The 24,957-nt window shown below is 70.6% G+C and carries 19 protein-coding genes and 2 pseudogenes; 7 read left to right on the forward strand and 14 right to left on the reverse strand.

Annotation, left to right across the window (positions count from 1 at the left end):
- Positions 1–314: 314 nt before the first annotated feature.
- The gene (locus ACFVYE_RS41805) at positions 315–1,754 is read right to left on the reverse strand and encodes a SulP family inorganic anion transporter (protein WP_389608697.1); all 1,440 of its coding nucleotides are present in this window, start codon (positions 1,752–1,754) and stop codon (positions 315–317) included.
- 776 nt (positions 1,755–2,530) lie between these two features.
- The gene (locus tag ACFVYE_RS41810) at positions 2,531–2,956 is read right to left on the reverse strand and encodes a hypothetical protein (protein WP_389608698.1); all 426 of its coding nucleotides are present in this window, start codon (positions 2,954–2,956) and stop codon (positions 2,531–2,533) included.
- A 128-nt stretch (positions 2,957–3,084) separates the two neighbouring features.
- Between ACFVYE_RS41810 and ACFVYE_RS41815 the strand changes: the two genes are divergently transcribed.
- Positions 3,085–3,348, forward strand: coding sequence for a hypothetical protein (locus tag ACFVYE_RS41815; RefSeq protein ID WP_389608699.1), 264 nt, complete (start codon positions 3,085–3,087; stop codon positions 3,346–3,348).
- Positions 3,349–3,445: 97 nt separating this feature from the next.
- On the opposite strand, the gene ACFVYE_RS41820 is transcribed toward ACFVYE_RS41815, so the two are convergent.
- From ACFVYE_RS41820 to ACFVYE_RS41830, 3 genes are all read right to left on the reverse strand, one after another.
- Positions 3,446–5,860 carry a SpoIIE family protein phosphatase gene (locus ACFVYE_RS41820; RefSeq protein ID WP_389608707.1) on the reverse strand — a complete coding sequence of 805 codons (2,415 nt, stop codon included), beginning with the start codon at positions 5,858–5,860 and terminating at the stop codon, positions 3,446–3,448.
- Between the two features lie 481 nt (positions 5,861–6,341).
- Positions 6,342–7,208: an NAD-dependent epimerase/dehydratase family protein gene (locus ACFVYE_RS41825; protein WP_389608700.1), complete on the reverse strand. Its 867-nt coding sequence runs from the start codon at positions 7,206–7,208 to the stop codon at positions 6,342–6,344.
- A gap of 113 nt (positions 7,209–7,321) precedes the next feature.
- Positions 7,322–8,182, reverse strand: coding sequence for a LysR family transcriptional regulator (locus ACFVYE_RS41830; RefSeq protein WP_389608701.1), 861 nt, complete (start codon positions 8,180–8,182; stop codon positions 7,322–7,324).
- A 287-nt stretch (positions 8,183–8,469) separates the two neighbouring features.
- Here ACFVYE_RS41830 and ACFVYE_RS41835 point away from each other — a divergent pair, with 287 nt between their 5' ends.
- Positions 8,470–9,525, forward strand: coding sequence for a biotin/lipoate A/B protein ligase family protein (locus tag ACFVYE_RS41835; protein WP_389608708.1), 1,056 nt, complete (start codon positions 8,470–8,472; stop codon positions 9,523–9,525).
- A 49-nt stretch (positions 9,526–9,574) separates the two neighbouring features.
- Here ACFVYE_RS41835 and ACFVYE_RS41840 read toward each other — a convergent pair whose 3' ends face one another.
- The 3 genes from ACFVYE_RS41840 to ACFVYE_RS41850 all read right to left on the reverse strand — a co-directional run bounded on the left by ACFVYE_RS41840 (position 9,575) and on the right by ACFVYE_RS41850 (position 14,033).
- The gene (locus ACFVYE_RS41840; protein ID WP_389608709.1) at positions 9,575–12,088 is read right to left on the reverse strand and encodes a SpoIIE family protein phosphatase; all 2,514 of its coding nucleotides are present in this window, start codon (positions 12,086–12,088) and stop codon (positions 9,575–9,577) included.
- Between the two features lie 110 nt (positions 12,089–12,198).
- Positions 12,199–12,888, reverse strand: coding sequence for a response regulator (locus ACFVYE_RS41845; protein ID WP_383968725.1), 690 nt, complete (start codon positions 12,886–12,888; stop codon positions 12,199–12,201).
- The gene (locus tag ACFVYE_RS41850) at positions 12,885–14,033 is read right to left on the reverse strand and encodes a sensor histidine kinase (protein ID WP_389608702.1); all 1,149 of its coding nucleotides are present in this window, start codon (positions 14,031–14,033) and stop codon (positions 12,885–12,887) included. The genes ACFVYE_RS41845 and ACFVYE_RS41850 overlap by 4 nt, the downstream gene beginning before the upstream one ends.
- A gap of 168 nt (positions 14,034–14,201) precedes the next feature.
- On the opposite strand from ACFVYE_RS41850, the gene ACFVYE_RS41855 reads away from it, so the two are divergent.
- Positions 14,202–15,182 (forward strand): carboxymuconolactone decarboxylase family protein, encoded by a 981-nt coding sequence (locus tag ACFVYE_RS41855; RefSeq protein WP_389608703.1) that lies wholly within the window; start codon positions 14,202–14,204, stop codon positions 15,180–15,182.
- Positions 15,179–15,988: a class I SAM-dependent methyltransferase gene (locus ACFVYE_RS41860; RefSeq protein ID WP_389608704.1), complete on the forward strand. Its 810-nt coding sequence runs from the start codon at positions 15,179–15,181 to the stop codon at positions 15,986–15,988. The genes ACFVYE_RS41855 and ACFVYE_RS41860 overlap by 4 nt, the downstream gene beginning before the upstream one ends.
- Here ACFVYE_RS41860 and ACFVYE_RS41865 read toward each other — a convergent pair.
- Positions 15,966–17,441 (reverse strand): amidase, encoded by a 1,476-nt coding sequence (locus ACFVYE_RS41865; protein WP_389608705.1) that lies wholly within the window; start codon positions 17,439–17,441, stop codon positions 15,966–15,968. The two genes, ACFVYE_RS41860 and ACFVYE_RS41865, sit on opposite strands and share 23 nt — an antisense overlap.
- Before the next feature lie 188 nt (positions 17,442–17,629).
- On the opposite strand from ACFVYE_RS41865, the gene ACFVYE_RS41870 reads away from it, so the two are divergent.
- The 3 genes from ACFVYE_RS41870 (at position 17,630) to ACFVYE_RS41880 (ending at position 20,246) form a co-directional block, all read left to right on the forward strand.
- Positions 17,630–18,304, forward strand: coding sequence for a hypothetical protein (locus ACFVYE_RS41870; protein ID WP_383968710.1), 675 nt, complete (start codon positions 17,630–17,632; stop codon positions 18,302–18,304).
- Between the two features lie 2 nt (positions 18,305–18,306).
- Positions 18,307–19,332: a nucleotidyl transferase AbiEii/AbiGii toxin family protein gene (locus ACFVYE_RS41875; protein ID WP_383968707.1), complete on the forward strand. Its 1,026-nt coding sequence runs from the start codon at positions 18,307–18,309 to the stop codon at positions 19,330–19,332.
- A gap of 137 nt (positions 19,333–19,469) precedes the next feature.
- The gene (locus ACFVYE_RS41880) at positions 19,470–20,246 is read left to right on the forward strand and encodes a hypothetical protein (RefSeq protein ID WP_383978943.1); all 777 of its coding nucleotides are present in this window, start codon (positions 19,470–19,472) and stop codon (positions 20,244–20,246) included.
- On the opposite strand, the gene ACFVYE_RS41885 is transcribed toward ACFVYE_RS41880, so the two are convergent.
- The 5 genes and pseudogenes from ACFVYE_RS41885 to ACFVYE_RS41905 all read right to left on the reverse strand — a co-directional run.
- Complete coding sequence (locus ACFVYE_RS41885) at positions 20,209–21,777, reverse strand: NCS1 family nucleobase:cation symporter-1 (protein ID WP_383978940.1); 1,569 nt, start codon at positions 21,775–21,777, stop codon at positions 20,209–20,211. The genes ACFVYE_RS41880 and ACFVYE_RS41885 overlap by 38 nt on opposite strands.
- A gap of 127 nt (positions 21,778–21,904) precedes the next feature.
- Entirely contained in the window at positions 21,905–22,906 is a 1,002-nt protein-coding gene (locus ACFVYE_RS41890; protein ID WP_383978938.1) for a TIGR03842 family LLM class F420-dependent oxidoreductase, read from the reverse strand.
- A gap of 11 nt (positions 22,907–22,917) precedes the next feature.
- Positions 22,918–23,856 (reverse strand): annotated as a pseudogene (locus ACFVYE_RS41895) (amidohydrolase family protein); the annotation flags it as partial.
- A 108-nt stretch (positions 23,857–23,964) separates the two neighbouring features.
- Positions 23,965–24,567, reverse strand: coding sequence for a group II intron maturase-specific domain-containing protein (locus ACFVYE_RS41900; protein ID WP_389608706.1), 603 nt, complete (start codon positions 24,565–24,567; stop codon positions 23,965–23,967).
- Positions 24,568–24,759: 192 nt separating this feature from the next.
- Positions 24,760–24,957: pseudogene (locus ACFVYE_RS41905) on the reverse strand (IS6 family transposase); the annotation flags it as partial.

Below are 24,957 nucleotides of genomic sequence, written 5' to 3' on the forward strand. Positions count from 1 at the left end.
AAGCAATGCGCATTTATGGGGAAGTGAGGGTGAAATACCTCATCGATACGGTATGAGCAATGCGAATCTGCTAAAGAACTCAGCCGGTGAGCCCGGCGGTGCGCTCCGCGGGCGTCTTGCTCGGCGGGGTCATCGGCAACGACGGGCCCGGCGCCGCGCATCGGCCATCCGAACGGTCCTCCTCGCCATGCGACTCGGCCGACATCCGCGGTGGCCGAGGCTCCACTCCGTCGCATGTGGGACTTCCCCGACGCTGCCGGTCTGCGCGCGGAACACTCGACGTCTGTCGGATGTATCCGAGTACGTGGGCCGGCTCATGAGGCATCGATGACGGTGACCGGTTGGGTGCGTCCTTCATTGCGCGGCTCCGCCCATGTGGACAATGCAGTGCGGCATGCGTGGTCGAGGTGCCGCAGGCCCGTCAGGTCGATTTCCACGCTGCGGTTTCGGGGCAGTGCCTCCAACGCGTCCAGCATCTTCGGCAGTCGCAGAAAGGTGGCGTTGCCGATCATGTACACCTTGACCGGCCCATTGCCCTGATCGGACACCTCCATGCGCAGGTGGGAGGTGTCCCAAGCAGTCTTGGCCACGGCGAACGCCAGACCGATCAGCACGCCCTCGAACATGTTGACCACGACGATCGAGGCTGCCGTTGCTACGAGGATCACAGCCTCTCCGCGTTGTTCGCGCCACAGTCCGCGCCATTCCCTGACGGGGATCAGCTTGCCGCCCGAGTAGATCAGGACCCCGGCCAGCGAGGCGATCGGCACCACGGAGAGGGCGGACGGCAGGACCGCAGCGAACAGCAGAAGCCAGACGCCGTGCAGTACACGGGAAGCCTTGGTGTGCGCTCCTGCCTGGACGTTGGCCGCGCTGCGCACGATGACTGCCGTCAACGGCAGGGCGCCGAGCATCCCGCAGACCGTGTTTCCGACACCCTGGGCAACGAGCTCCTTGTCGTAGTCGGTACGCGGCCCGTCGTGCAGCCGGTCCACAGCCGCCGCGCTGAACAGGCTTTCCGCCGAGGCGATCAGGGCAAAGGCGAGCACGGTGCCGACCAGACCCACCCCGGCCAACTGCCCGAAGGCATCTGCGGTCGGAGGCTGAATGGCCTGGAGCACCCCCTGTACTTCGATCTTCGCCACAGGGGCGTCGAACAGAACCGCCAACCCGGTGGCCACACCGACCCCTGCGAGCGGAGACGGTACCCGTCGTACAGCGCGCGGCAGATGTCTCCACACGGTCATCACCGCGATCGTTGTGGCCCCGAGTGCGAGAGCGGCCTGTGCCTCGAAAGAGCCCACTGCTCCCGCGAACAGTCCCGGTAGGCCGATGATCTTCGCCGGGCCTGTACTCGGTGACGTCGCGTCCGCCATCGCGTAGAGCTGACCGGCGATCAGCACGAGCCCGATTCCGGCGAGCATTCCTTGTACGACGGCGACAGAGACTGCCCGGAACCATCCTCCGATGCGTGCGAGGCCCATGGCCAGCTGCAGCACGCCTGCCGCCAGGACAATCACCCCCATCACGGTGATGCCATAGGCGCTGACCGCCTCGTGGACCAGTACTGTCAGGCCGGCCGCCGGGCCGCTCACCTGCAGGCTGCTGCCGGGCAGGCAGCCGACCACCAGTCCGCCGACAATGCCGGTGACCAGGCCGAGTTCAGCCGGAACGCCGGACGCAGTCGCCACTCCGACACACAGGGGAAGCGCCACGAGGAAGACAACGAAGGACGCCGCCACCTCACGTCCCACCGCTCCGGCGCGCGGTCCACCGACTGCGGGGCCGTCCCCCTTGCCCCTGGGGTGCCGATCGCGGTCGGGTACGCGGGTGCCGGTCACAACGGGAGAGACACGTCTTCGTGCGGCCGATCGGCAAGCACGGTACCGATGTGGATTTCGTAGCACCACGCGCGCAGTTGTATGCGCCTCCCCTTGTGGTGAGGGATGAAGCCGTCCGCCATTGCCGGACGGGCCGGGTGACCGCCGCGTCGAAGGGGTGGATGGCGAAGGACGCAGGCGTGATCGATGAAGGATTGCATGTCAGGCGGGTGTCCCCAATGCGCCCGGGGCGCGTCTGTGACTTGGGTGAGTGCACCCGGGCAGAAGGGACCGGTGCGGCGTACGCCGCTGGGCCCGCCTGCCGCCGGGAAGCAGTCAGAGGCGGGGTTCGGGTGAGCCGTCTCCGATGGGGTCGTGGCGGCACAATGTGACACACCAGGGGTGCCGCGTGACCACAACCCGGCGCCACCACCGGGACGGCGCCTTCGTAGGACGTGGTGCCTGTGGCAGCGGACCGGGGCCGTGAACGGACCCATCGCTGAGTGCGGATGGGGCGATGTTCACGGGCGGGGCAGGTGAGGTGACTTTCCGGGCGGCCTCGGCGCGTACCAACGCGCCCATGGCCGCAAAGACGTCTGCGGGCATGACGGAGTGCTCCTGCGGAGTCAATGAGCGTCAACTGCTGTGACGGCAGGCCTCTTCCGTGGCGCCCCGCCCACTGGCAGGCACGTCGAAGAGGCCGGGTTCGCTCAGCAGCGCAGGGCGCACCCCGAGGAGAGCCCGGCAGCGCCCGCGGCTGCGGCAGGAGCGGGCCCTGCGGCAACACCGCCTGCCTCTGCATCCCGGCGGACCGCGTGCGACATGACAGAGGAAGCACCCGCGAGGTCGGCAGCATGCTTCGGCTTACCGATGGAAGTCGAACCCACTCGCCAGCCATGGCCGCCCGTGTGACCTCCGGAGTCCGGGACGGCGGACCCCACTACGGGGAGAGCGGTACTGTCGATGTCCTCGGTCACGGTGTGAACAGTGCGGCCTTCCAGGCCGATGTGCGAGGACGTCGGCTGCTGCCAGGCCGGGGGTGAGACGGCGTGTGCCAGCGTCGCCAGAGTGATCAGCGTGATCGCACAGAGGGCACGGGACAGCAGGCGCATCGCATTGCCGCTGCTGGGCACCATGTGCACACCTCCCGCCGGACTCCTGATCACCAGACAACCCCACCAGTGCTTCTGATGACACTGCAAATGAGCTGTACGGTGTCGAATTCACCCGGACGGCGAATCACCGGACGCGGGCTGGATCACCGATGTCGTCCGTGGCCCGCACGTTCCTCTCTCCGGCTGCCGGTCGGTCCTGCGGCTCGCCCTCCCGGTGGGTGGCCGGACCGGTGCACCACCCCGTCGCCGGTGACCTCGCCCTCGACCGGGAGACCTTGACCGCCGGCACCGACTCCGACCGGCAACTCGTCATCCGGACCGCCGAACCCGGCACACCCTCCTACGAGGGACTGCGCCTCCTCGCCTCGTGGGCGGCCGGCGCCGAGCAGTCCACGCCCCGGACCGCCGCCTGACGCAAGGAAGTCGGGCGAGATGTTCACCGGGCACCGGCGGCGGATCCCGGCACACCGCGAGCCGACCGAACGGCGTCGTCCCCGGCGCGCCACCTCATCACACAGCGATCTCGACGCTCTGTTCGGCCCAGATGGTCTTGCCCTCGCCTGTGTAGCGGGTACCCCATCGCTCGGAGCACTGAGCGACGAGCAGCAGCCCACGGCCGCCTTCATCGGTGGTGCGGGCATGCCGCAGCCGTGGTGATGTACTGCTGCCGTCGGAGACCTCGCAGGTCAGAACGTCGTCGTGGATCAGTCGCAGCCGTACGGGGGCCTTGGCGTGCCGGATGGCGTTGGTGACGAGCTCACTGGCGATGAGTTCAGTGGCGAAGGCCGCCTCGTCCAGGGCCCATGATCCGAGCTGGCGGGTGACGAGTGACCGGGCGGTGGAGACGACGGCGGGGTCACTGGGCAGGTCCCACGACGCGACCCGGCCGGGGCCCAGTGCGTGCGTACGGACGACGAGCACCGCTGCGTCCTCTCCGGGCAGGGCGGGGACCAGGGCTTCGGTCAGCATCCGGCAGGTCTCGCGCACGGAGCCCGGCGAGCCGGCGAGCAGTCCCATGAGCCCCGCCCGCCCCGAATCGCCGGGCTGCGCCTGAAGCAGCCCGGCGGTGTAGAGCGCGAGCGTCGAGCCGTCGGGCAGCTCGATGTCCGTTTTTTCGAACGGGGGTCCGGGGCTGCCGAGTGGCCCGGAGGCGGGCAGGTCCAGAGCCCTGACCGTGCCGTCCGGGAAGGCGACGACGGGGCCGGGACACCCGGCGCCGGCCATGGTGCAGCGCTGGGAGATGGGATCGTAGACCACATACAGCAGGCTGCACCCGGCCTCGTCGCTCACCGGAGGCAGCCCGGCCCTCGCTTCTCGCTCCGGTTCGTCGAGTGCGCCCGCGGAGCTGTCGTCCCCGGCGCCGGCGCCCCTCGTTCCGTCGCCCCCGGCCAGGCGGCGTACCAGGTCGTCGAGGCGGGCGAGCAGTTCGTCGGGCTCCAGGTCCAGGTCCGACAGCGTATGCACGGCGGCGCGGAGCCGTCCCATGGCTGCGGCGGTGTGCACACCTCGACCGGGCACACTGCCGGCCACGAGCGCGACCCGGGCTCCGGACAGCGGTACGACCTCGACCCAGTCGCCGCCCGCGCCGGCGTGCACGTACTCGTGGGCCACCTCCACACCGTTGTGATGGGGCAGTTCCCCCGGAAGCAGACTGCGTTGCAGTGCCACGAGGGAGTTGCGCTCGCGCAGGTAGCGGCGGGCGTTGTCCATGCACACGGCCGTGCGGCGGGCGAGTTCCGTGGCCAGGGTCAGATCGTTCTCGTCGAACGGGCCCTGCTCTCCCCAGCGGTAGAAGGCCGCGAGACCCAGGGCATGGTTCTGCGTGACCAGCGGCACGAACATGACCGAGTGCACCCGCTCCTCCAGCATCCGCCCGCCGCGGACCGGATCGCCGATCACCCACTCGCTGACGGCCTGCACCGGGCTGACCAGACGGGGCTGGAGGTCGGCGAGCACCGGGAGGCACTGTGCGGCGAGCGGGAGCGTGCTCACCTCTCCGATCTCGTACACCCCGGGCGACACATCGGACCGAGAGGAACGGGAAGCCGCCCGGCGCAGTTCCGCACCTGGGGGTACCGGCCCGGGGGCGACGTCCTCGCCCGTGAGTACGGGCTCCAGGACCTCGACCGCGGCACTGTCGGCAAGCCGCGGCACCGCCACATCGACCAGTTCCTGGGCCGTGCGCAACACATCGAGCGTGGTTCCGATCCTGGCACCGCCTTCCGCCAGCAGGGCGAGGCGCTGCTGCGCCAGATGACGTTCGGTGACGTCGACGACTGCGTCGGCGACCCCCAGGATCCGGCCGTGCGTGTCCTGGAGCCGGAACGCGGAGGCCGAGTAGACGTGCTCGCGACCGGGGTCGCCCGGAGGCCGCCCGCGCTTCTCGAATCCGATCACCGACTGCCCCGAGGCGAGCACCTGGCCCATCACTCGTTCGGTCAGTCCGGCGTTGAAGTCGGGCCATATTTCTGTCGGGCGCTTCCCCAGCGCCTCCGCGACCCGGGTGCCCCTCATCCATTCTGCGGCGGTGTTGAACCGCCTGAAACGCAACTGAGGGTCGAGGACGAACAGTCCCACGGGGGACTGCGTGAACAGCGCCTCCAGGAGCGCCCGGTCGAGCTCCTGTTCCGACGTCGGACCTGCCGCCGCGTCCGTCAGGTCGGCCGGGGCCAGCATCACTTCCCAGCGTGGCTCGGCGTCGGCTCCCGCATCGGTGCTGAGGCCCCTTTCGGGGCGGATGCCCAGCCGGCAGGACACCGTCCGGCCGTCGCAATGGCGCAGGGCGACAACCCCGCTCCCCGTTTGGGCAGCCGATTCCCCCGCCGTGGCCAGGAGCTCGGTCACCGGCCGGCCCAGCACCCGATCGGCCGTGTGGCCGAGCAGCTGCTCGGCCGCGGCGCTCCATCCGGCCACCATGCCGCGCATGTCGACCACGACACGAGCCCGGACCTGCGCCGAGGGCCCACCACGTCCGTCACTACTGTAAGCAACATCGGCTGCACCCATCGCCACCAGCCTCGTCCGCTCGAGCTGTGCCTGATCCCAGTCTCCCGCGCGACAACGGAGCCACCACTCGGCAACGGAAACGGGCAGCGGTACCACGAAGCACGGCGAGACCGGCACCTGCCGTCCCGGACAACCGGAGGGCGAGGCACCCGCGCGGGCACCGGTGGAGCCTTCTCCAGCGGCTCCAACAGGCAAGTTGGGCCCGCGGCCACGCGGATCCTGCGGCACAGCCGTTCGCCGGCCCGGAGGGCGCGGCGCAGTTCGAGCCCCGCCTGCACGCCGGGACCGGTGCGCCGGTCGGGCGGCGTGGCAGGCGGTGAAGGAGTAAGGAGTGCTGTACGGGCCCGCCCCCACACCTGGCGGTGCCGGGACCGGACAGCGCCGCCGGGGCGGGTGCGGTTCAGCCCTGAGCCAGTTCGGCCAGGGCATCGAGACGGGTGGGTGTCCAGCCGAGCTCCCGACGGGCCCGGGCGCCGGTGAGCTGCTGATCGAGGGCGAACGCCTCGGCGATCGGGCCCATCCGCTGCACGGCCTCGTCGAGGGTCAGTGAGTCGATCCTGCCCGGGCATCCGGCAGCGTGGCCGAGGGCTCGGGTGATGGCCGCCAGCGGGAGGTTCTGTCCGCTGACACCGGCGTAGACGGAACCGGCCGGGGCGTTCAGTGCCAGGACGTACAGTTCGGCGATGTCGTCGACGTGGACCAGCGCCCAGTGGTTGGAGCCGTCCCCGATGCAGGGCACAGCACCGGCGGCACGTCCCGGCTCGACGAAGAACGACTGCACCAGCCCGCCGGAGCGGCCGTAGACCAGCCCTGGCATCACCACCACCGGGCACCCTCCGGTGACGGCCCGGCCGAGCACACGCTTCTCGTTCTCCATCCGCCAGGCGGTGATGCGCGGCGGGCTCAGCGGGGCGTCCTCGTCGACGATCCCGTCGGTGTCGCCGTACACCCATACTCCGCCGGTGTGCACATAGGGGCGGCTTCCCGCGCCGTCCTGCAGCGCCTGTGCCGCGGCGCGGTCGACGTCCGCCGTGCCCTCGGCGTAGTCCACCCCGAGGTGGATGACCCCGTCGGCCCGGCGGGCCGCCTCCCGGAGGACGCCGGTGTCGGTGAGCGCCCCCGCTACGGGGTCGGCGCCCAGGTCCGACACGGTGCGCGCGGAGTGTTCGCTGCGCGCCAGCGCCGTGACCTCGATGCCGTGCCGGATCAGCGCCCGAATGGTGGAGCGGCCGATGTAGCCGGAGCCGCCTGTGATGAAGACCTGCATCGCCCTCGGTGTCCTTTCGGATGGCGGCGGGAGATCCGCCGCTCCTCCACCCTCGCGCCGTGCCCCGTACGGCGTCCAAGACCTCTTCCGTCAGCGGTGATGTCCTCAGGGCATCACCGCTGGGCAGCGGCGATGTCGGCGAACTCCGACAGCAGCGGGGAGTACCGGTCGGCGCTCCAGGCAAGGCACACCTCGTTGGGGCCGATGTCGTCGATGGGCACATGAGCGACATCGGCATGGGTGTAGTAGGCCGCGGTCGACAGCGGAAGGACGAGGACTCCCCCGGATGTCGCGACGTGTTCCAGCTTCTCCTCGACAGTACGAAAGGCGGGCCACGGCCCGGCCCCGTCGCCGCCGGTCCGCTCAGGGAGGTCGCGCCACTCGGGGACGGCGTCGGGGGCCTGCAGCAGGCGCTCGGCCGCCAGGTCCGCGATACCGATGGACTGCTTGCCCGCCAGCCGGTGGTCGGCCGGCAGGACGGCAACGCGCGGTTCCCGGAAGACCGGGCGCAGTGCCAGACCGCGATGGTCGACCGGCAACCGCACGAAGCTCACGTCGAGGAGGCCCTCGTGCACCCCCTGGACCTGGTCGTCCCAGGAGGTACGCACCACCTGCACGCTCAGCTCGGGATGTCTGACGGCGAAGGCCCGCACAGCGCCGGTGACGATGATCCCGGGCATGAAGCCGATCGTGAACGTCGATGTCCCGTGCGAGGCCCGCCGGACACGGCGGCACAACGCCTGCGCGGAGTTGAGCAGGGGCCCGGCGTCCTCCAGCAATTGGCGCCCGGCGGCCGTCAGCTCCGTGGACCGCTTGTTCCTGGTGAACAGTTGCGCGCGCAACTCCTGCTCCAGCGCGCGGATCTGCCGGGAGAGCACCGGTTGCGTGACATGCAGCCGCTCGGCGGCCCGGTCGAAGTGCAACTCCTCGGCCACGGCCACGAAATAGCGCAGCTTGCGCAGGTCGACGTCCACGGCAGCTCCTACGGTACGCACGCCCTGCCCTCAGGCTAGTGCCCCCGACCGCGACGGGATACGCGCGACCGAGAACCGCAGGTCGGGCGGACTGTGCGGCAGGCTCCAGGATGGCCACTCGCTCCACGCGATGCGTCATCGGGACCGCGTCCGTACGGCAGGCGGCGTGATCCCGGACGGCCCGTCCATCACAGCGAATGCGCGGATTAAACCGTACGGCGGCGGAGTTGTCCTGGACCGGAGCCGATTCATGGCGATGAGAGTCGGGCGAGACTGGAGGCATGGCTGTGCACGGTGAGTACAAGGTCCCCGGCGGCAAGCTGGTCGTGGTGGATCTGGACGTCGAGGGCGGGGCACTGCGCAACGTACGGGTGGCCGGGGACTTCTTCCTGGAGCCGGACGAGGCGATCCTCGCGATCGACGCGGCACTGGAGGGCGCCCCTGCCAACACCGACACCGCCGCTCTCGCCGCCCGGATCGACGCGGCGCTCCCCGCCTCGACCGTGATGCTCGGCCTCACCTCCGAGGGCGTCGCCGTCGCCGTGCGCCGGGCACTCGCGCACGCCACCGAGTGGAGCGACTACGACTGGCAGCTCATCCACGAGGCCCCGCAGTCCCCCGTACTCCACATGGCCCTCGACGAGGTCATCACCGCCGAGGTCGCCGCGGGACGGCGTCCGCCGACGCTCCGGGTGTGGGAGTGGGCCGCGCCCGCCGTGATCATCGGCAGCTTCCAGTCCCTGCGCAACGAGGTCGACCCGGCAGGCGCCGAACGCCACGGCATCACGGTCGTGCGCCGGATATCCGGTGGTGGGGCCATGTTCGTGGAGCCCGGCAACACCATCACGTACTCGCTCTCCGTCCCGGACGCCCTCGTCTCCGGCCTCTCGTTCGCCGACAGCTACGCCTATCTCGACGACTGGGTGCTCGGTGCGCTGGGCGACATGGGTATCAAGGCCTGGTATCAGCCGCTCAACGACATCGCCACGGACGCCGGGAAGATCGCGGGCGCGGCGCAGAAGCGTGTGGCCGGCGGGGAGGGTGCCGTTCTGCACCACGTGACCATGTCGTACGACATCGACGCCGACAAGATGCTGGAGGTGCTCCGGATCGGCAAGGAGAAGCTTTCCGACAAGGGCACCAAGAGCGCGAAGAAGCGTGTCGACCCGCTGCGCCGCCAGACCGGACTGGCGCGCGAGGCCGTCATCGAGCGAATGATCGCCTCCTTCCGTGACCGGCACGGCCTCACGCAGGGCAGGGTGACGGACGAGGAGATGGCCAGGGCCGAGGAGCTCGTACGTACGAAGTTCGGCACCGAGGAGTGGACCGCTCGGGTGCCGTAGTGCCGGTGCCGCAGAGCCGGTGCCGTGAACGGCTCCCCCCGGAGCGTCCTCACGTTCCCGTCGACGGCAGTTCCTGCTCGGTCCAGATGATCTTGCCTTCTGGCGTGTAGCGGGTACCCCAGCGGTGGGTGAGCTGGGCTACGAGGAAGAGGCCGCGACCGCCCTCGTCCGTGGTCCTGGCATGCCGCAGCCGGGGTGAGGTGCTGCTGGCGTCGGAGACCTCGCAGATCAGGACGGACTGGCGCAGCAGTCGCAGCCGGATCGGGCCGGTGGCGTGGCGCAGCGCGTTGGTGACCAACTCGCTGACGATCAGCTCGGTCGTCATCTGCAGCTCCTCCAGGCCCCAGGTCCTCAGCAGTCGGGCCGTCCGGGCCCGGACGCCCGCGACGGCTGCCGGGTCGGCGGGTACCTCCCACGAGACGACGTGGTCGGCGCCCAGTTCGTGGGTGCGGGCGAGCAACAGGGCGACGTCGTCGGGCTGCGGCACGGGAAGCAGCTGCTCCACGACCGTCGCGCAGAGTGTGTCGAGCGGAAGTCCACGCTGGGCCAGGGCACCGCCGAGGCGGGACATCCCGAGGTCGGCGTCCCGGTCCCTGCCTTCGATGAGGCCGTTGGTGTAGAGGGCGATCAGGCTGCCTTCGGGCAGCTCGATCTCCGCTGTCTCGAAGGGCAGCCCGCCCAGGCCGAGCGGGGGACCTGCGGGCAGTTCGGGGAAGTCGACGCGCCCGTCCGGGGAGACGACGACGGGGGGCGGGTGGCCGGCGCGTGCCATCGTGCAGAGCTGGGTGACCGGGTCGTAGACGGCGTACAGGCAGGTGGCGCCCAGCACGGTCGTGCCGCTCGACTCACCGTCGAATTCCTCGTCGCTCAGGCGGATTACGAGGTCGTCGAGGTGGGCCAGCAGCTCATCGGGGGGAAGGTCCATGTCGGCGAGGGTGTGCACCGCGGTGCGGAGCCGGCCCATGGTCGCCGCGGCGCTGATGCCGTGTCCGACGACGTCGCCGACGACCAGAGCAACCCGGGCGCTGGACAGCGGGATCACGTCGAACCAGTCGCCCCCGACACCGTCCTTGGCGTCCGCCGGGAGGTAGGAGGAGGCCACGTCCAGGGCCATCCCTCCGGGCAGCATGTGCGGGAGCAGGCTGCGCTGCAGTGTGAGCGCCGCGGCGTGCTCGCGGGTGTAGCGGCGGGCGTTGTCCACGCACACCGCCGCCCGTGCCACCAGTTCGCGGGCCGGCAGCACGTCACCCGGCTCAAAAGGGTCCTGATTCACCGATCGTACGAAGGTGGTCAGGCCGAGCACCGTGTCCCGGGCCCGCATGGGAACGGCGATGAGGGAGTGGAGACCGAACTCGCCGATGCTCGCTTCCCTGGCGGGCTGTTCGGCCGCCCACAGATGCCTGACGGCGCCGAGGGCCGGGATCAGGACGGGTTCGCCGTCCCTGAGGAACCGGACGTCGTGGGGCGGGGGCAAGGAATCCACCCGGTCCCCGACCCGGTAGACAGCCTCGGGGCAGCCCTCCCGCACCGAGCTCATCCCTGCCCGGCGCATCGTCGGACGGGACGGCGCGCCACCGCCACCGGAGCGGGCGGCTCCGGTGCCGTAAGGCGCTGTGCCCGAAGGCCATGGGCCGGGCTCCTCGGGGCTGGCGACCGGCTCCAGCAGGTCGACGGTGACGAAGTCGGCGAACCGCGGCACCGCGAAGTCGGCCAGCTCCTGAGCCGTGCGCATCACGTCCAGGGTGGAGCCGATGCTGGCTCCGGCGTCGTTGACCAGGGCCAGGCGCTGCTGGGCCTTCCACCGGTCGGTGACGTCCAGGACCATGTAGCAGATGCCGGTGACGGTGCCGTCGCCGTCGGTCAGGGGGAAGAACGACGTGGAGTAGGCGCGCTCACGGTGCGGATCGGCCCAGCTCCAGCCCCGGTACTCGAAGTCGATGACGGGGACCCCGGTGTCCAGCACACGGCGCATCAGGGGTTCTATGGCCTCGGTCTCCAGTCCCGGGAGCACTTCGCCCATCCGGCGGCCCACGCGCTGCTCACGCGGGACGCCGCCGATGCGTTCCAGGGTTTCGTTCATCCAGACGTAGCGCAGTTGCGGGCTCATCACCGCCATACCGATCGGCGCACTGGTCAGGAAGGCGTCGAACACCGACTGCCCGACCGTCCACACCGGTCGCCGTTCACGTGCGGAGGCCAGGAAGCACTCCCGGCCGTCCAGGTGGAACGAGGCCGAGATCCGCAGATCCACTTCGATCCGCCGGCCGTCGCGCCGCCGCACGTCGGCGACACCGCTCCACCCCACGCCCGTACGGCACCGCTCGGCGATCCTCGCTACTCTCGCCGGGTCCTCGGGCATCGCGAGGAGGAAGCCGGCGGACCGCCCGACCACCTCGGCGGCGCGGTACCCCAGCAGGTCCTGTGCGCTTTGCGTCCAGCCGATGACCGTTCCGGCAGCGGCGAGGACCGCGGTCGCGTCGTTCGCCGTGTCGAAGGAGTGCTGGGGGGTCCTGGGCTGCGACGGTTCGGATCCGGGCGCCGACGGCGGGCCTTCCGACGCCATACTGGTCACCACCCATCCACTCCGTTCCAGTCCATGATCCCGCCTACGGCGCTCCGGTGCGAGCGTCCGCCGCCGTGGACCGGTCGTGCGGGGCTGCCGTCGCCACGCCGTCAGGGGCGGGGTTCCCGGGGTGCGACGAGGCCCGATTCGTAGGCGAAGACGACGAGCTGCGCCCGGTCGCGGGCGCCCAGCTTCGTCATGGCGCGGCTGATGTGGGTCTTCGCGGTGAACGGGCTGATCACCATGTGCGCGGCGATCTCCTCGTTGGTGAGACCACGGGCGGCGAGCGCGCTGACTTCGCGTTCCCGGCGGGTGAGGGTCTCGAAGCCGGGCGCAGTGGTCCGGTCGGGTGGTCTGGCGACGAATTCGCCGATCAGCCGGCGGGTGACGGCGGGCGACAGCAGTGCGTCACCGCCGGCCGCGACACGGATGGCCCTCAGGAGTTCGGCGGGCTCGGTGTCCTTCAGGAGAAAACCGGCGGCTCCGGCGCGCAGCGCGTCGAAGACGTACTCGTCGAGGCCGTAATTGGTGAGAATCACGACATGGACGCCCGCCAGCAGGGGGTCGGCGGCGATCTCGCGAGTGGCCTCGATGCCTCCCATCACCGGCATCTGTACATCGACGAGGGCGACGTCCGGAGTGTGCAGCCGGGCGAGTTCCAGGCCGTGGCGGCCGTCGGCGGCCTCGCCGATCACCTCGATGCCGTCCTCCGCTTCGATCAGCGCCCGGAATCCGGCCCGCATCAGCGCCTGGTCGTCGACGATCAGCACCCGGATGGCCGGGGCGTCTTCGTCGGTCATCCGACGGTTCCGGCGGTGCGCAGGGGGAGCTCCGCGCGTACGGAGAAGCCGCCGGCCGGGCGGGGTGCGGCGTCAAGGGTGCCGCCGAGTGCGGTGACGCGTTCCCGCATGCCGGTGAGGCCGGTGCCCGCGGTGACGGTGTCACCGGCGGCGCAGGGGCCCTGGTCGTCGACGTGCACGGTCAGGGCCCGTTCTGTGTAGGTGAGGCGGACGGTCGTCCTGGCACGGTCGGCATGCCGGGCGACATTGGTGAGGGCCTCCTGCACGATGCGGTACGCGGCCCGGTCGACGGCCGGGGGCAGAGGCCGTTCGTCGCCGCTGACCGTGACGGCGAGCGCGATGCCCGCGGTACGGGCCCGCTCGGCCAGCTCGTCGATGCGGTCGAGCCCGGTGCCGGGCTCCACGACATCGGTCCGGAGCACTTCCAGCGTTGCCCGCAGCTCACGCATCGCCTCGCCGCTCGCCTCCTGGATGGCGAGCAGTGCGGGTTCCACCTCGGTGCCCCGTTTGCGGGCGAGGTGCACGGCGACTCCTGCCTGGAGCTTGACGATCGAGATGGAGTGGGTGAGGGAGTCGTGCAGCTCGCGGGCGATCCGCAGCCGCTCCTCCCCCGCCCGGCGCAGCGCGGTCTCGTCCCGGCTGCGTTCGGCGTCCAGGGCCCGTTGTTCGGTCTGGCGCAGATATGCCTGCCAGTTCTTGTCGATGAGTCCGGTGACGCCTGCGCAGAGGAACCAGCCGAGCAGCAGAAGGGTACGTTCGACGGTGTCCTGGGTGGCCGGTGCGGTGACGGCGAGGACCGTGAAGTAGCCGGTGAGGAAGAGGGCACCCGCGGCGACGCCCCAGGCGCGGTGTCCGTTGCGGGCGACCGCGTGCACGGCGGCCAGCACGGGGAACGCAGCCCAGCTTCCCGGGTGGGCGTGAATCACGTACCCGAGCATGCAGAGCGTGGTGACGGCGAGGACCGCGCGCGGGGCGCTGCGGTGCCCGGCCAGTGCGAGTGCGCCGACCGCGATGAGCAGCAGGTCGAGGGCGCCGGGCGCCTGGGCGACGAAAGCCGCGGCGGTGACCGCCGCTGCGACGACAACAGCAAGTACCGTGTCCAGCAGGCGAGTTCGCCCATCGATGCCCTTCGTGTCCCCCCGCATGTGCGGCACCCTAGCCTCCGAACGGCTGCGGCGGCATCACCCGCAGGGACGGGGACACGACTACTCCCGGGGAAGTAGTCGCGGCGGCGGTGAATCACACGGGATCAGCGGCAACCGCCTTCGGGTGTACGACGACCGGGGGCGGGTCGGCGGGTGAGCATCGTCGCCATGACCGGACCTTTCCGTTACACCTCACCCGTACCGCCGAAGTCGGCGACCGGCACGGTCGCCGATGTGTACGCCCAACTGGGCACCGATTTCGGCATCGAACGTGCCTCGACCTTTGTCGTGCTGTCCGCCGCGCCACCGTTGCTGGCCGGTACCTGGGCCGTGATGCGGGAGTCCCTGCTGGCCGGGCGGGCGCCGCGCACGGACAAGGAGGTGGTGGCTGCCGGGGTGTCGCTCGTCAACCGCTGCCCGTTCTGCGTGGCCGCGCACACCGTGCTGCTGCATGCCACCGGCGACCACCGGCTGGCCGAGACGATCGCGCGCGGCAAGCAGCCGAAGGACCCCGTACAACGCCAACTGCTCGCCTGGGGAAAGGACATGAGCACCCCTCAGCCGTTCCCGGCCGAGCAGGCCGCGGAGTACATCGGGACGGCGCTCGCCTTCCATTTCATCAACCGGATCGTGTCGTCGCTGCTGACCGAGGACATGCTGCCCTGCGGCGCCGAGAAGTACCGCCTCGTGCGGACCGTGGCGGGCCGCTCCCTGGCCGGCACCGTGCGCCGTGAGCTGATGTCCGGGGAAAGCCTGGCTCTGCTCGAAACGGAGGGCGAGTCACCGTGCTGGGCGGCGGGCACGGCGATCGGCACGGCATTCGGCGCGCTGCGTACGGCGGCGCATCTCGGCGCGGGGCTGCTGAGCGACGAGGAGCTGACTCTCGTACGGGAGTCGGTGGCGGCCTGGGACGGCGTCACTCCCCTGCCGCTGCACGGCGCACAGCTGCCGGACCGGGACGAGCTGCCGGGCGCCCGGCTGGCGCTGCTCGCGGCCCGCGCGCCGTACCGGATCACCGACGACGACGTGGCCGCCTGGCTCGTACCGCCGCACACCGATCACTGCCTGGTCCAGCTGATCGCCTTCGGTGCGATCTGCGCCGTCGAACGCATCGAGGCCACCCTCACCACCACGAAGGAGCACGCATGACCGTCGCCGACGCCTGGAACGGGCCGCTCGGCCTGCACTGGGCCGACCATCCGGAGCGCTACAACGCCATGCTGGCCGGATTCGACGCGCCACTGTTCGACGCGGCGGCGATCGGTTCCGCCGAACGGGTCCTCGACATCGGCTGCGGCACCGGCCTCACGACCCGGATGGCCGCGCGGCATGCCCCGCAGGGGCGGGTCACCGGCGTGGACATCTCGGCACCGCTCCTGGAACGGGCCCGTTCCCTCACCTCCGCAGATCGATTCCCCTTCGTTTCCTATGAGTTGGGTGACGCACAGGTTCATCCGCTGGAGCCGGGCGGCTACGACGTGGCGATCAGCAGGGGCGGTGTGATGTTCTTCGCCGACCACATCGCCGCGTTCACCCACATCGCCGGTGCGCTGCGGCCCGGCGGCAGGCTGGCCTTCATCTGCCCGCAGCCCCCGCAGGCCGACGGCGAGGAAGGCAAGGCGCTGGGTCTGCTGGCCTCGCTGCTGGGGCGGGACCATGCGTCGCAGAACGCGGTGGCGACGGCGATGGCCTCCCTGTCGGATCCGGAGCGTCTCCACAAGGTCCTGGAGGCGGCCGGGTTCACGGAGATCACCGCGGCCGGCGTGACCGCGGCCACCCGCTGGGGCCGGGACGCGGCGGACGCGGTGGAGTTCTTCGTCTCCCGGACGCCGGGGCTCGCCGTCTCCGATGCCACCCGGGCCTCGATGACGGATGTGCTGCTGCCGCACGAGACCCCAAAGGGTGTGCTGATGCGGGCGGGGGTGTGGGTGGTCAGCGCCCGCCGCCCGCTCTGACCGAGGTGGACGGGGCGGGGGGCCGGTGCTCGAACCAGCGGCGGTCGGCCTCCAACTGGGCCGCGAGGGAGATCAGCCGTTCCTCGCTGCGGGAGGGGCCCAGCAGCTGGGCGCCGACGGGCAGCCCGTCGGAGGTGAACCCGGCCGGTACGTTGATGCCGGGCCAGCCCAGTACGTTCCAGGGCCAGGCGTACGGGCAGGCCTCGGCCATCGTCACATCGGTGCGCCAGGCGCTCAGCCCGTCGAACCTGCCGATCGGGGGCGGGGGCAGGGCGGTCGTCGGGGTGAGCAGCACGTCGTACCCGGAGCCGGCCCGGGACGTGTGGAAGAACGCGCCGATCCTGCGGTGCTGGCGCACCTCCCGCTCCCTGGCCGCGCGCACCACCCGGCCTCCCAGCCGGGTGCCGGTACGCAGGGCACTGCGGGTGCGCGGGTCGAGGAGGGCGGGGTCGGGGTGGCGGGCGGCCAGCTCGGCGATCCCGGCGGTGGCGCGGGGGACGAAGCCGAGGCCGATCAGTCCGTAGCGGGGCCTGGCCTCCTCGACGTCGTGGCCGAGGCGGGCGAGGGCCTCGGCCAGTGCGGTGACGGCCCGCCGCACATCGGGGTGGGGCGTGGAGCCGGTGAGGGTGAGCGGGGGGCGCCAGGCCACGGCGATGCGCAGTCTGCCCGGATCGCGGCGGGCTGCGGCCGATGCCTCGACGGGGGGCGGGCGGTGCGGGTCGTCGGGGTGGGGTCCGGCGACCGCGTCGAGCAGCAGGGCGGCGTCGGCGACGGTCCTGGCCAGGGGGCCGTTGACAGTCAGGCCCTGAAAGGCGTCGCTGTTCGGGTGGACGGAGATCCGGCCGCGCTGCGGTTTGATGCCGACGAGGTGGGTCCACGCTGCGGGGATACGGACGGACCCCGCGCCGTCCGAGCCGAGCGCGGCGGGTACGAGCCCGGCCGCGACGGCCGCCGCCGAACCGCCGGACGAGCCGCCGGGGGTGTGTCCGGTGTTCCAGGGGTTGCGGGTGGCACCGAAGGCCGGGCCCTCGGTGAACGGCCACTGGCCCAGCTCGCAGGAATTGGTCTTCCCGACGATCACGGCCCCGGCCGCCCGCAGTCTGCGTACGGCCTCGCTGTCGGCGGTGGCGGCGGGCAGATCGCCGTCGCAGCCGAAGTATGTCGGCATCCCGACGACATCGGTGTCGTCCTTGACGGCGACCGGAACCCCGAGCAGGGGCAGCCGCTCCCCCGCGGCGAGCCGGCGGTCGGCCTCGGCGGCCTCGGCGAGTGCGGCCTCGGCGCGCAGGTGCCTGAACGCGTTGAGGGTGCCCTGGCTCGCTTCGATACGGCGCAGGGCGGCGGACACCTGCTCGGTCGAGGTGGTACGGCCTTCGGCCAGCTCCAGTGCGCTGTCGGCCAGTCCGGTCGGGCCGGCCGGTTCGGTGGTTTCGACGGCTTCCGTTGAGGACATGGGCTGCCTGCCTTCCTCGTCTCGGCAGGTGCGCGCGCCCGCACCTGTACGCCCGAACGAACTTACCGGAGGGTAACGAGTAGTGGGCGGTCCGCTCAACCGTTCGGCGGAGAGCGGCCGGAGGCTGTCAGTTCCGCTTGCTACGTTCGCTGACGGAAGTGGACAGCAAAAGTACTGCTGGGGGGCGTGTGGAAGCGGAGTTCGAGGGAGAGTTCGAGACGCATCTGACGGTGCGGTTCGATCCACGCCCCGGTAGGGGCGGCGGCGAGGCGGACGGGAGTGCCCGTCTGGAGCGCTGGGCGGAACGCAACGGCCTGAAGTTCTCCCGCATCGTCCTGGACCGCGGCGCCGTGCCGGACCAGCCCATGCTGACCGAGCAGGGACGTGGTTCGCTCACCGGACGGCGGTCCGCGGCCCGGCTCCGGTCGGCCGAGCTGCGCGCGGCGGGTTTCCCCGTCGTACGGGTGAAGATCGAGGCCGCTCCGTGGAACGAGGACATACCGCGGACGGCCGACGAAGCGGCCGCGCTGCCCCCCGTCTGCCATTTCGAGCACCACATCAAGCTGCTGCTCTCCGGTGAGCCGGAGCTCGCAGTCGCACGGGCCGTGGCCGAGCGGCACAGCGCTCACCTCTCACGCAATGCCCGCCGCGCTGTCCAGGAGGGGCGTCACGAGCGGTTCGTCACCCAGCGCTGCCGCGCGGTCGGCCGGCCGCAGGCCCGCGCCCGGCTCGCCGCGCTCCTCGGCGCGCTGGGCGCCGCCGGGCTCGAAGTACTGGAGGTCGAGGAGGAGTTCGTGGTGCACGACGACCATCCGGCGGTGGACGCGGGCTGGATCGACGAGCGGACCGGGGCGCCCGTATGAGCATGACGGACCGGCCGTACCCCGGGGAGCCGGTGTTCGACGACCCGTCCCTGGCGCCGCGCTGGCGGGCCGCCCGGCGCAGTGTCCAGGACCATCTGCTGCAAGTGATCGCCGAGTCGCCCTGGGGCGACGGCCTGATCCTGCGGGGCAGCCTCCCGCTCCAGGCCTGGGTGGGCGCTGCCGCCCGGGAACCGGGCGATCTGGACTGGATCGTCCTGGAGCCACCGGCGGACGGTTTCACCGACCGCCTCGATCCCTACCCGTACGTCGCCGGGATCGATGTCGTCCAGCAGTGGCCGGAGGCTGCGCACGGCGCGGCGGCCCCAGAGCTGTGGACGGACGGCGAGTGCCACGCCACCGGCGGCGCCCGGCCCGTACTCGCGCCCGAGGGACTGCACTGGATCGATTCCGACGACATGGAACCGTCCCTCTCCCCGGCCGAGGAGGTCATCGGGGCCCTGCAGGCCGGTCCGCCGCCGCCCGAGGGGCTACGGATCGATGCGTACACGGTGACCTCGGACGGCGTGTGGATGTACCGGGAGTACGAGACGCCCGGCACGCGCGTCGTCGTCCCCTGGCAGGCCGACGGGCTGCCGCCGGGCGAACTGCGGATGGACTTCGCCCAGGACGAGCGGTTGCCCCAGGCCCCGGTGTGGACCGCCTGCCCGCGCGGCGACGGCGGACCGCCCACGCCGGTCCGTACCGCGAGTCCGGGACTCTCACTCGCTTGGAAGCTGCTGTGGCTCGCCGAGGACCAGGAGGCCGAGGGCCGGTCGGCGGCCAAGGACCTGTACGACGCGGTGCTGCTCGCGGAGCACCCGTCGACCCGGCTGTCGCCCCGCCTGTTGCGCACCGTGCTCGGCCCGCACGCGGAGGGGTTCACGCCTGGAGCGGTGCTGGACTGGCTGGTGGACTGGGCCGCGTTCCGAGCCGTCCATCCATGGGTGGACAGCGATCCGGGCCGGCTGCGGGAGCGGTTGGCGGGTGCGGTTCCACGACTGCTGGAGCGGAGCGCCCGGCCGCGATGAGGACTGGCCCGGCCACCGGGGCCGGTGGCTGGGCCTGCGGCTCCCTCCGTCGCGCGACCAGCTCCGCTCCGACGTACGCTCAAGAGGATCGGATCGCACACCTGAACAGGCCCGACGGGCCCTTCGAGGGAGGCGCCGTGACCGGCCAACTCATCGGCACACGCCAGGCCGCCTGGGCGGCGGTCCTCGTACTGGCACTCACCAGCGGCAGCGTCATCGGCGGCGGTGCGGCACGGGCGGACAACGACATCGACAAGCTCCCCGCCCAGCAGATCGCCGACCGGTCACGTGACGCGCTGCTGAGCGTGCATTCCCTGCACCTCAGCGCGCGTGGCCACTACGACAGCGGCAGCCCGGCGCCGGCCCTGGATCTCACCCTGGACCGGGACGGCAATTGCAACGGTTCGGTGAACCTCGGCAACGATCAGGGGTCGGCCCGGATCGTGAAGCGCGGCGACGACGTCTGGGTCAAGCCGGATGCGAACTTCTGGAAGAGCCAGGTTCCCGGCGTCGGCTCGGCCTTCGCCGCAATCCTCAACGGGCGGTACATGAAGGGCTCGGCCGACGACCCGAGACTGCGCGATCTGGTGAACGGCTGCGATCTGGACACCTTCCAGAAACTGGTCAGCGACCATGCGAACAATGACCGTGGGACGCTGAACAAGGGCAGGAAGACCACGCTCGGCAGGGCTTCGGTGGTACCGCTGACCAGGCTCAGGGACGGCAGGACGATGACCACGTACGTCGCCGCCACGGGCAAGCCGTACCCGCTGAGGGTCACGGTGCAGGGCGGTGGGGCGAGCGCGGTCATGGGCCTCTCGGCTTTCGACAAGCCGGTTCCCACGACCACGCCGCCACCGGACCAGACGTACGACATCAACGCCCTGCTGAGCCGCCCGATGTCGCCGGTGTGACCCCGGACCGACCGCTGAGCACCACATACAGCACCAGCGACGAGGCCAGCCCGACCGCCCAGCCGTAGTCCGCGAGCGGCTTGAGGAACGGGATCAGGCCGTCGGCCGGGAACGGGCCCGTGCCGGGGGCGGAGTGGGAGCCGCCGATCGCCAGGATGCCGCCGACGGCGAACGCGACGACCGCCCGCCAGTTCCAGCCGTTCGTGTACCAGTAGCGGCCGCCGGGACGGTACAGGTCCGGGAGGTCGAGCACGGTGCGGCGGACGATCCAGTAGTCGGCAATCAGAATGCCCGCGACCGTTCCGAGCAGTCCGCCGACCAGACCGAGCCAGGTGAAGATGTACAGCTCGGGGGTCTCGGTGAGTTTCCACGGCATGATGAGAACGCCGACAACACCCGTGATCAGGGCACCCGTACGGAAGTTGATGAGTTTGGGTGCGAGGTTCGCCAGGTCGTACGCGGGTGACACGACGTTCGCCGCGATGTTCACGGAGACCGTCGCGACGAGCACCGTGACCAGGGCGTAGAGCAGACCGAAGACATTGTCGGTCCTGGCGACGAGTTGGACCGGATCCCAGATCGCCTCCCCGTACACGGCCTGTGAGCCGGAGGTGACCAGAACCGAGAGCAGGGCGAAGAGCGTCATCGTGGTCGGCAGCCCGAGCGACTGGCCCCGGATCTGGGCGCGTTGGCCGGCCCCGAAGCGGGTGAAGTCGGGAATGTTCAGGGAGAGCGTCGCCCAGAAGGCGATCATTCCCATCAGGGACGGGAAGAAGACCGGCCAGAACTCCTTGCCCCAGCCGAGCCTGGAGGGCTGGTCGAGCAGCGGGCCGAAACCACCGGCCTTGACGGCGACCCAGACCAGAAGTACCACGGCGCCGACGATGACGAACGGGGCGGCCCAGTTCTCGAACCGTCGCAGGGCGTCCATCCCCCGGTAGATGATGGCGAGTTCGAGCGCCCAGAAGAGGATGAAGCAGAGCCAGAGCGTCCACGGCTGCCCGCCGATCTCGGACGCCTCCGCCCAGCCGCCGAAGATCTTCCCGAGCAGGGTGAAGATGCCGACGCCACCGATCCAGGTCTGGATGCCGAACCAGGCACAGGCCACCGCGGCCCGGATCAGTGCGGGCAGGTTGGCGCCGCGCAGACCGAAGGAGGCGCGGGCCAGAACGGGGAAGGGGATGCCGTACTTGGGGCCGGCGTGCCCGGTGAGCAGCATCGGGCCGAGCACGATCAGGTTGGCGAGCGCGATGGTGAGGACGGCCTGCTTCCAGTCCATGCCGAGGGCCACCAGGCCGGAGGCGAGCAGCCAGGACGGAATGTTGTGGGCCATGCCGACCCAGAGCGCGGCGAAGTTGTACGTCGTCCAGCGGCGCCGTTCCAGCGGAACGGGCAGCAGGTCCTCGTTGACGAACCGGTTGTCGGTGGGGGCGGTGCCGGGGGAGAGTTCGACGCGGCCCGACGGGCCGGATATCCGGTCCTGCGGTGGACGCGGTGGCAGGGGTGGAGTGGGTGGGACGGTCGATGTCATGGCGGCTGGACCCTTCGCTCGGGAGCGGTGCCGTGCGGGGCGGGGCGCGGAGAGATACGTACAACCGAGTACGTGCAACCGGGGTACGTACAACCCTGTGGGTGCGTACAACCGTGGGGCGAACGGGTCAGGTGGACAGGGCGGGGATGATCTCGGAGCCGTAGGCGTCGATCGTCGCCTCGCGTGCGTCGTGCATGTTGTAGACGGCGAACTGGTCGACGCCCAGATCGCGCAGGGCCCGGAGCTTCTCGATGTGCGCCTCGGCGGGGCCCAGCAGGCAGAACCGGTCGACGATCTCGTCCGGTACGAAGGTCGTGTCGGGGTTTCCGGCACGGCCGTGATGGCTGTAGTCGTAGCCGGACCGGCCGGCGATGTACTCGGTCAGGGCCTCGGGGACGAGTCCGGAGTGCTTGCCGTACCGGGAGACCAGGTCCGCCACGTGGTTGCCGACCATGCCGCCGAACCAGCGGCACTGCTCGCGGGCGTGGCCGAGGTCGTCGCTCACATATGCGGGGGCGGCGACGCAGATGGTCACGGAGTCCGGGTCGCGGCCCGCCTGTGCCGCCGCGTCCCGTACCGCCTTGATCATCCACTCCGTGAGGAACGGGTCGGCGAGCTGGAGGATGAAGCCGTCGGCCTTCTGTCCGGCGAGGGCGAGCGCCTTCGGACCGTACGCACCCATCCAGACGGGCAGTCTGCCGTCCTTCACCCAGGGGATCTGGACCGGCTGCCCGTCGACGGTGGCCTCGCGTCCCTCGGCGAGGTCGCGGATGACATCGATGGCCTCGCCGAGCCGGGCCAGGGTATTGGGCTTGCGTCCGGCGACACGCATCGCCGAGTCGCCGCGCCCGATGCCGCAGACGGTGCGGTTGCCGAACATGTCGTTGAGGGTGGCGAAGGTGGAGGCGGTGACCTCCCAGGTGCGGGTGCCCGGGTTGGTGACCATGGGGCCGACGACGAGGTGTTCGGTGTGTTCGAGGATCTGGCTGTAGATGACGAACGGCTCCTGCCAGAGCACCGCCGAGTCGAAGGTCCAGCCGTAGCGGAAGCCGTTGCGCTCGGCGCGGCGCATCAGGCCGACGACGGCCGAGGCGGGCGGGTCGGTCTGGAGGACGAGTCCGAAGTCCATGACGGGTGCTCCTAGTCCAGGTACTGACAGGTGGCGCGCGGGGTGTACATTCCGTGGCCGGCCCGGCCGGTGAACTTCCGTCCGTCGATGACGACTTCACCGCGCGAGAGGACCGTTTCGACCTGGCCGGTGATGCGCTTTCCTTCGTACGCCGAGTAGTCGACGTTCATGTGATGGGTCTCGGCGGAGATGGTCTGTTCGGCCGCGGGGTCGTAGATGACCACGTCGGCGTCGGCGCCGGGGGCGATGGTGCCCTTCTTCGGATAGAGGCCGAACATCCGGGCCGGGGAGGCGCAGGCGATCTCGATCCAGCGGCGGCGACTGATGTGCCCGTCGACGACGGCCTGGTGGAGGAGATCCATACGGTTCTCCACCCCCGGCAGCCCGTTCGGGATCTTCGAGAAGTCCCCGCGTCCCAGCTCCTTCTGACCGCGGAAGCAGAACGGGCAGTGATCGGTGGAGACCACCTGAAGGTCGTTGGTCCGCAGCCCCCGCCAGAGCGCCGCTTGGTGCTCCCTGGGGCGCAGGGGGGTGGAGCAGACGTACTTCGCGCCCTCGAAGTCGGGCTCCTCCAGGTTGTCGGTGGAGAGGAACAGGTACTGCGGGCAGGTCTCCCCGAAGACGGGCAGCCCCTTGTCCCGGGCGGCGGCCAGCTCGGCCACGGCCTCCTCGGCCGAGACGTGGACCACGTAGAGCGGGGATCCGGCGACGCGGGCGAGCTGGATGGCGCGGTGGGTGGCCTCGGCCTCCAGCGCCACCTTGCGGACGTCGCCGTGGTAGCGCGGGTCGGTGCGGCCCTCGGCCAGTGCCTGTTCGACGAGGACGTCGATGGCGATGCCGTTCTCCGCGTGCATCATGATCAGGCCGCCGTTGTGGGAGGCCCGTTGCATGGCGCGCAGGATCTGGCCGTCGTCGCTGTAGAAGACACCGGGGTAGGCCATGAACAGCTTGGATTCCCTCGAATACCCTCGGGCGTCGCGTAGCCATCACCCTGCCAGTCCCCTCGCAGCGTGGAGACGATCTATACGGCGAGTCCCTCAGCGCGGGTGGCTCGGTGGTCACGATCGCAGTCGATCGGACTCTTGTACCCGGACACACCGTGCAGCCGAAGGGTGTTGCAGAAGTCGGCAACACAGGTGGCGATCCGGATCCTGGCCTCGCCGCCGGTGCGGTTGAGTCGGCCTGAAGCGCGGTTCCGGTGTTGCCACCGGCCCGTTTCTCCAGGCCGCTCTCCGAACCCGGCGTACCCGTTTCCGAGTACCTGGCTCTCCACAGTTCCTTTCGTCGGGCTGGTTGTCAGGCCGTGGGCCAGGGGCTGGGGATCGCGTCGCCCCGGTAGCGGTACCGGTGATCGACAGTGTCCGCGCCAGGTTGATCAGTTCGACCCCGTCCGCGGTGATCGGCAACCATGACCCGTGAGGGCCAAGAACCCCGTTGCGGACGTCCTTCCACGACCAGCGGTGCATCGTCTTGAGCCACTTGATCACGCAATGCCAGAGGAAGGCCCCGAGCATGCGGAACGTGTGCTTCGCGACGGCATACCGGAAGTAGTTGGCCCAGCAGCGCATGATCTGGCTGAGCCGGATCAGCGCATGCGAGATGGGAAGCGGTTGGAAGAACAATGGTCCACAGAATCGCCGGTTTGACCAACCGGCGATCAACGCCTATGTTGCCGCTGCTTTCGGCAAGGAGGTCCTGGCCCAGCGGGTCACTGGCGAGCCGGTTGCGACTGGGCGAGCGTGATGATGGCAGGGTGCGGCCGTTCAGGCCGGTCGCCGGCACTGTCACGTTGTTGGGTACGTGGTGGTCTGAGGGTGTGTCGGGGTGGGGCGACCCGGGTTCCGGGCCTGTGTTCAGGCCGTGGTGGGTCGGCCGACAGCGCCGGTGACCTGGTCCCAGATGGCGAAGCGGACGGTCATCTCGGCGCGGTGGTCGGGCGCGGTCATCAGGTGCCGACGGGGCCGGAAGTGGGGTGAGATGCCGCTGAACGCGGACAGGAAGCGTTGCGCTCCGCCGACGCTGCGGAAGCCCTTCATCGCGCGTTCACGCTG

The sequence above is a fragment of the Streptomyces sp. NPDC058239 genome (assembly GCF_042882185.1).
GTDB lineage: Bacteria > Actinomycetota > Actinomycetes > Streptomycetales > Streptomycetaceae > Streptomyces.

Coding starts and splice junctions, on each gene's coding strand:
- ACFVYE_RS41810 (WP_389608698.1), bottom strand. CDS start 2,956: ATGGTGCCCAGCAGCGGCAATGCGATGCGCCTGCTGTCCCGTGCCCTC.
- ACFVYE_RS41815 (WP_389608699.1), top strand. CDS start 3,085: ATGTCGTCCGTGGCCCGCACGTTCCTCTCTCCGGCTGCCGGTCGGTCC.
- ACFVYE_RS41820 (WP_389608707.1), bottom strand. CDS start 5,860: ATGCGCGGCATGGTGGCCGGATGGAGCGCCGCGGCCGAGCAGCTGCTC.
- ACFVYE_RS41825 (WP_389608700.1), bottom strand. CDS start 7,208: ATGCAGGTCTTCATCACAGGCGGCTCCGGCTACATCGGCCGCTCCACC.
- ACFVYE_RS41840 (WP_389608709.1), bottom strand. CDS start 12,088: ATGGCGTCGGAAGGCCCGCCGTCGGCGCCCGGATCCGAACCGTCGCAG.
- ACFVYE_RS41845 (WP_383968725.1), bottom strand. CDS start 12,888: ATGACCGACGAAGACGCCCCGGCCATCCGGGTGCTGATCGTCGACGAC.
- ACFVYE_RS41850 (WP_389608702.1), bottom strand. CDS start 14,033: ATGCGGGGGGACACGAAGGGCATCGATGGGCGAACTCGCCTGCTGGAC.
- ACFVYE_RS41855 (WP_389608703.1), top strand. CDS start 14,202: ATGACCGGACCTTTCCGTTACACCTCACCCGTACCGCCGAAGTCGGCG.
- ACFVYE_RS41860 (WP_389608704.1), top strand. CDS start 15,179: ATGACCGTCGCCGACGCCTGGAACGGGCCGCTCGGCCTGCACTGGGCC.
- ACFVYE_RS41865 (WP_389608705.1), bottom strand. CDS start 17,441: ATGTCCTCAACGGAAGCCGTCGAAACCACCGAACCGGCCGGCCCGACC.
- ACFVYE_RS41875 (WP_383968707.1), top strand. CDS start 18,307: ATGACGGACCGGCCGTACCCCGGGGAGCCGGTGTTCGACGACCCGTCC.
- ACFVYE_RS41885 (WP_383978940.1), bottom strand. CDS start 21,777: ATGACATCGACCGTCCCACCCACTCCACCCCTGCCACCGCGTCCACCG.
- ACFVYE_RS41890 (WP_383978938.1), bottom strand. CDS start 22,906: ATGGACTTCGGACTCGTCCTCCAGACCGACCCGCCCGCCTCGGCCGTC.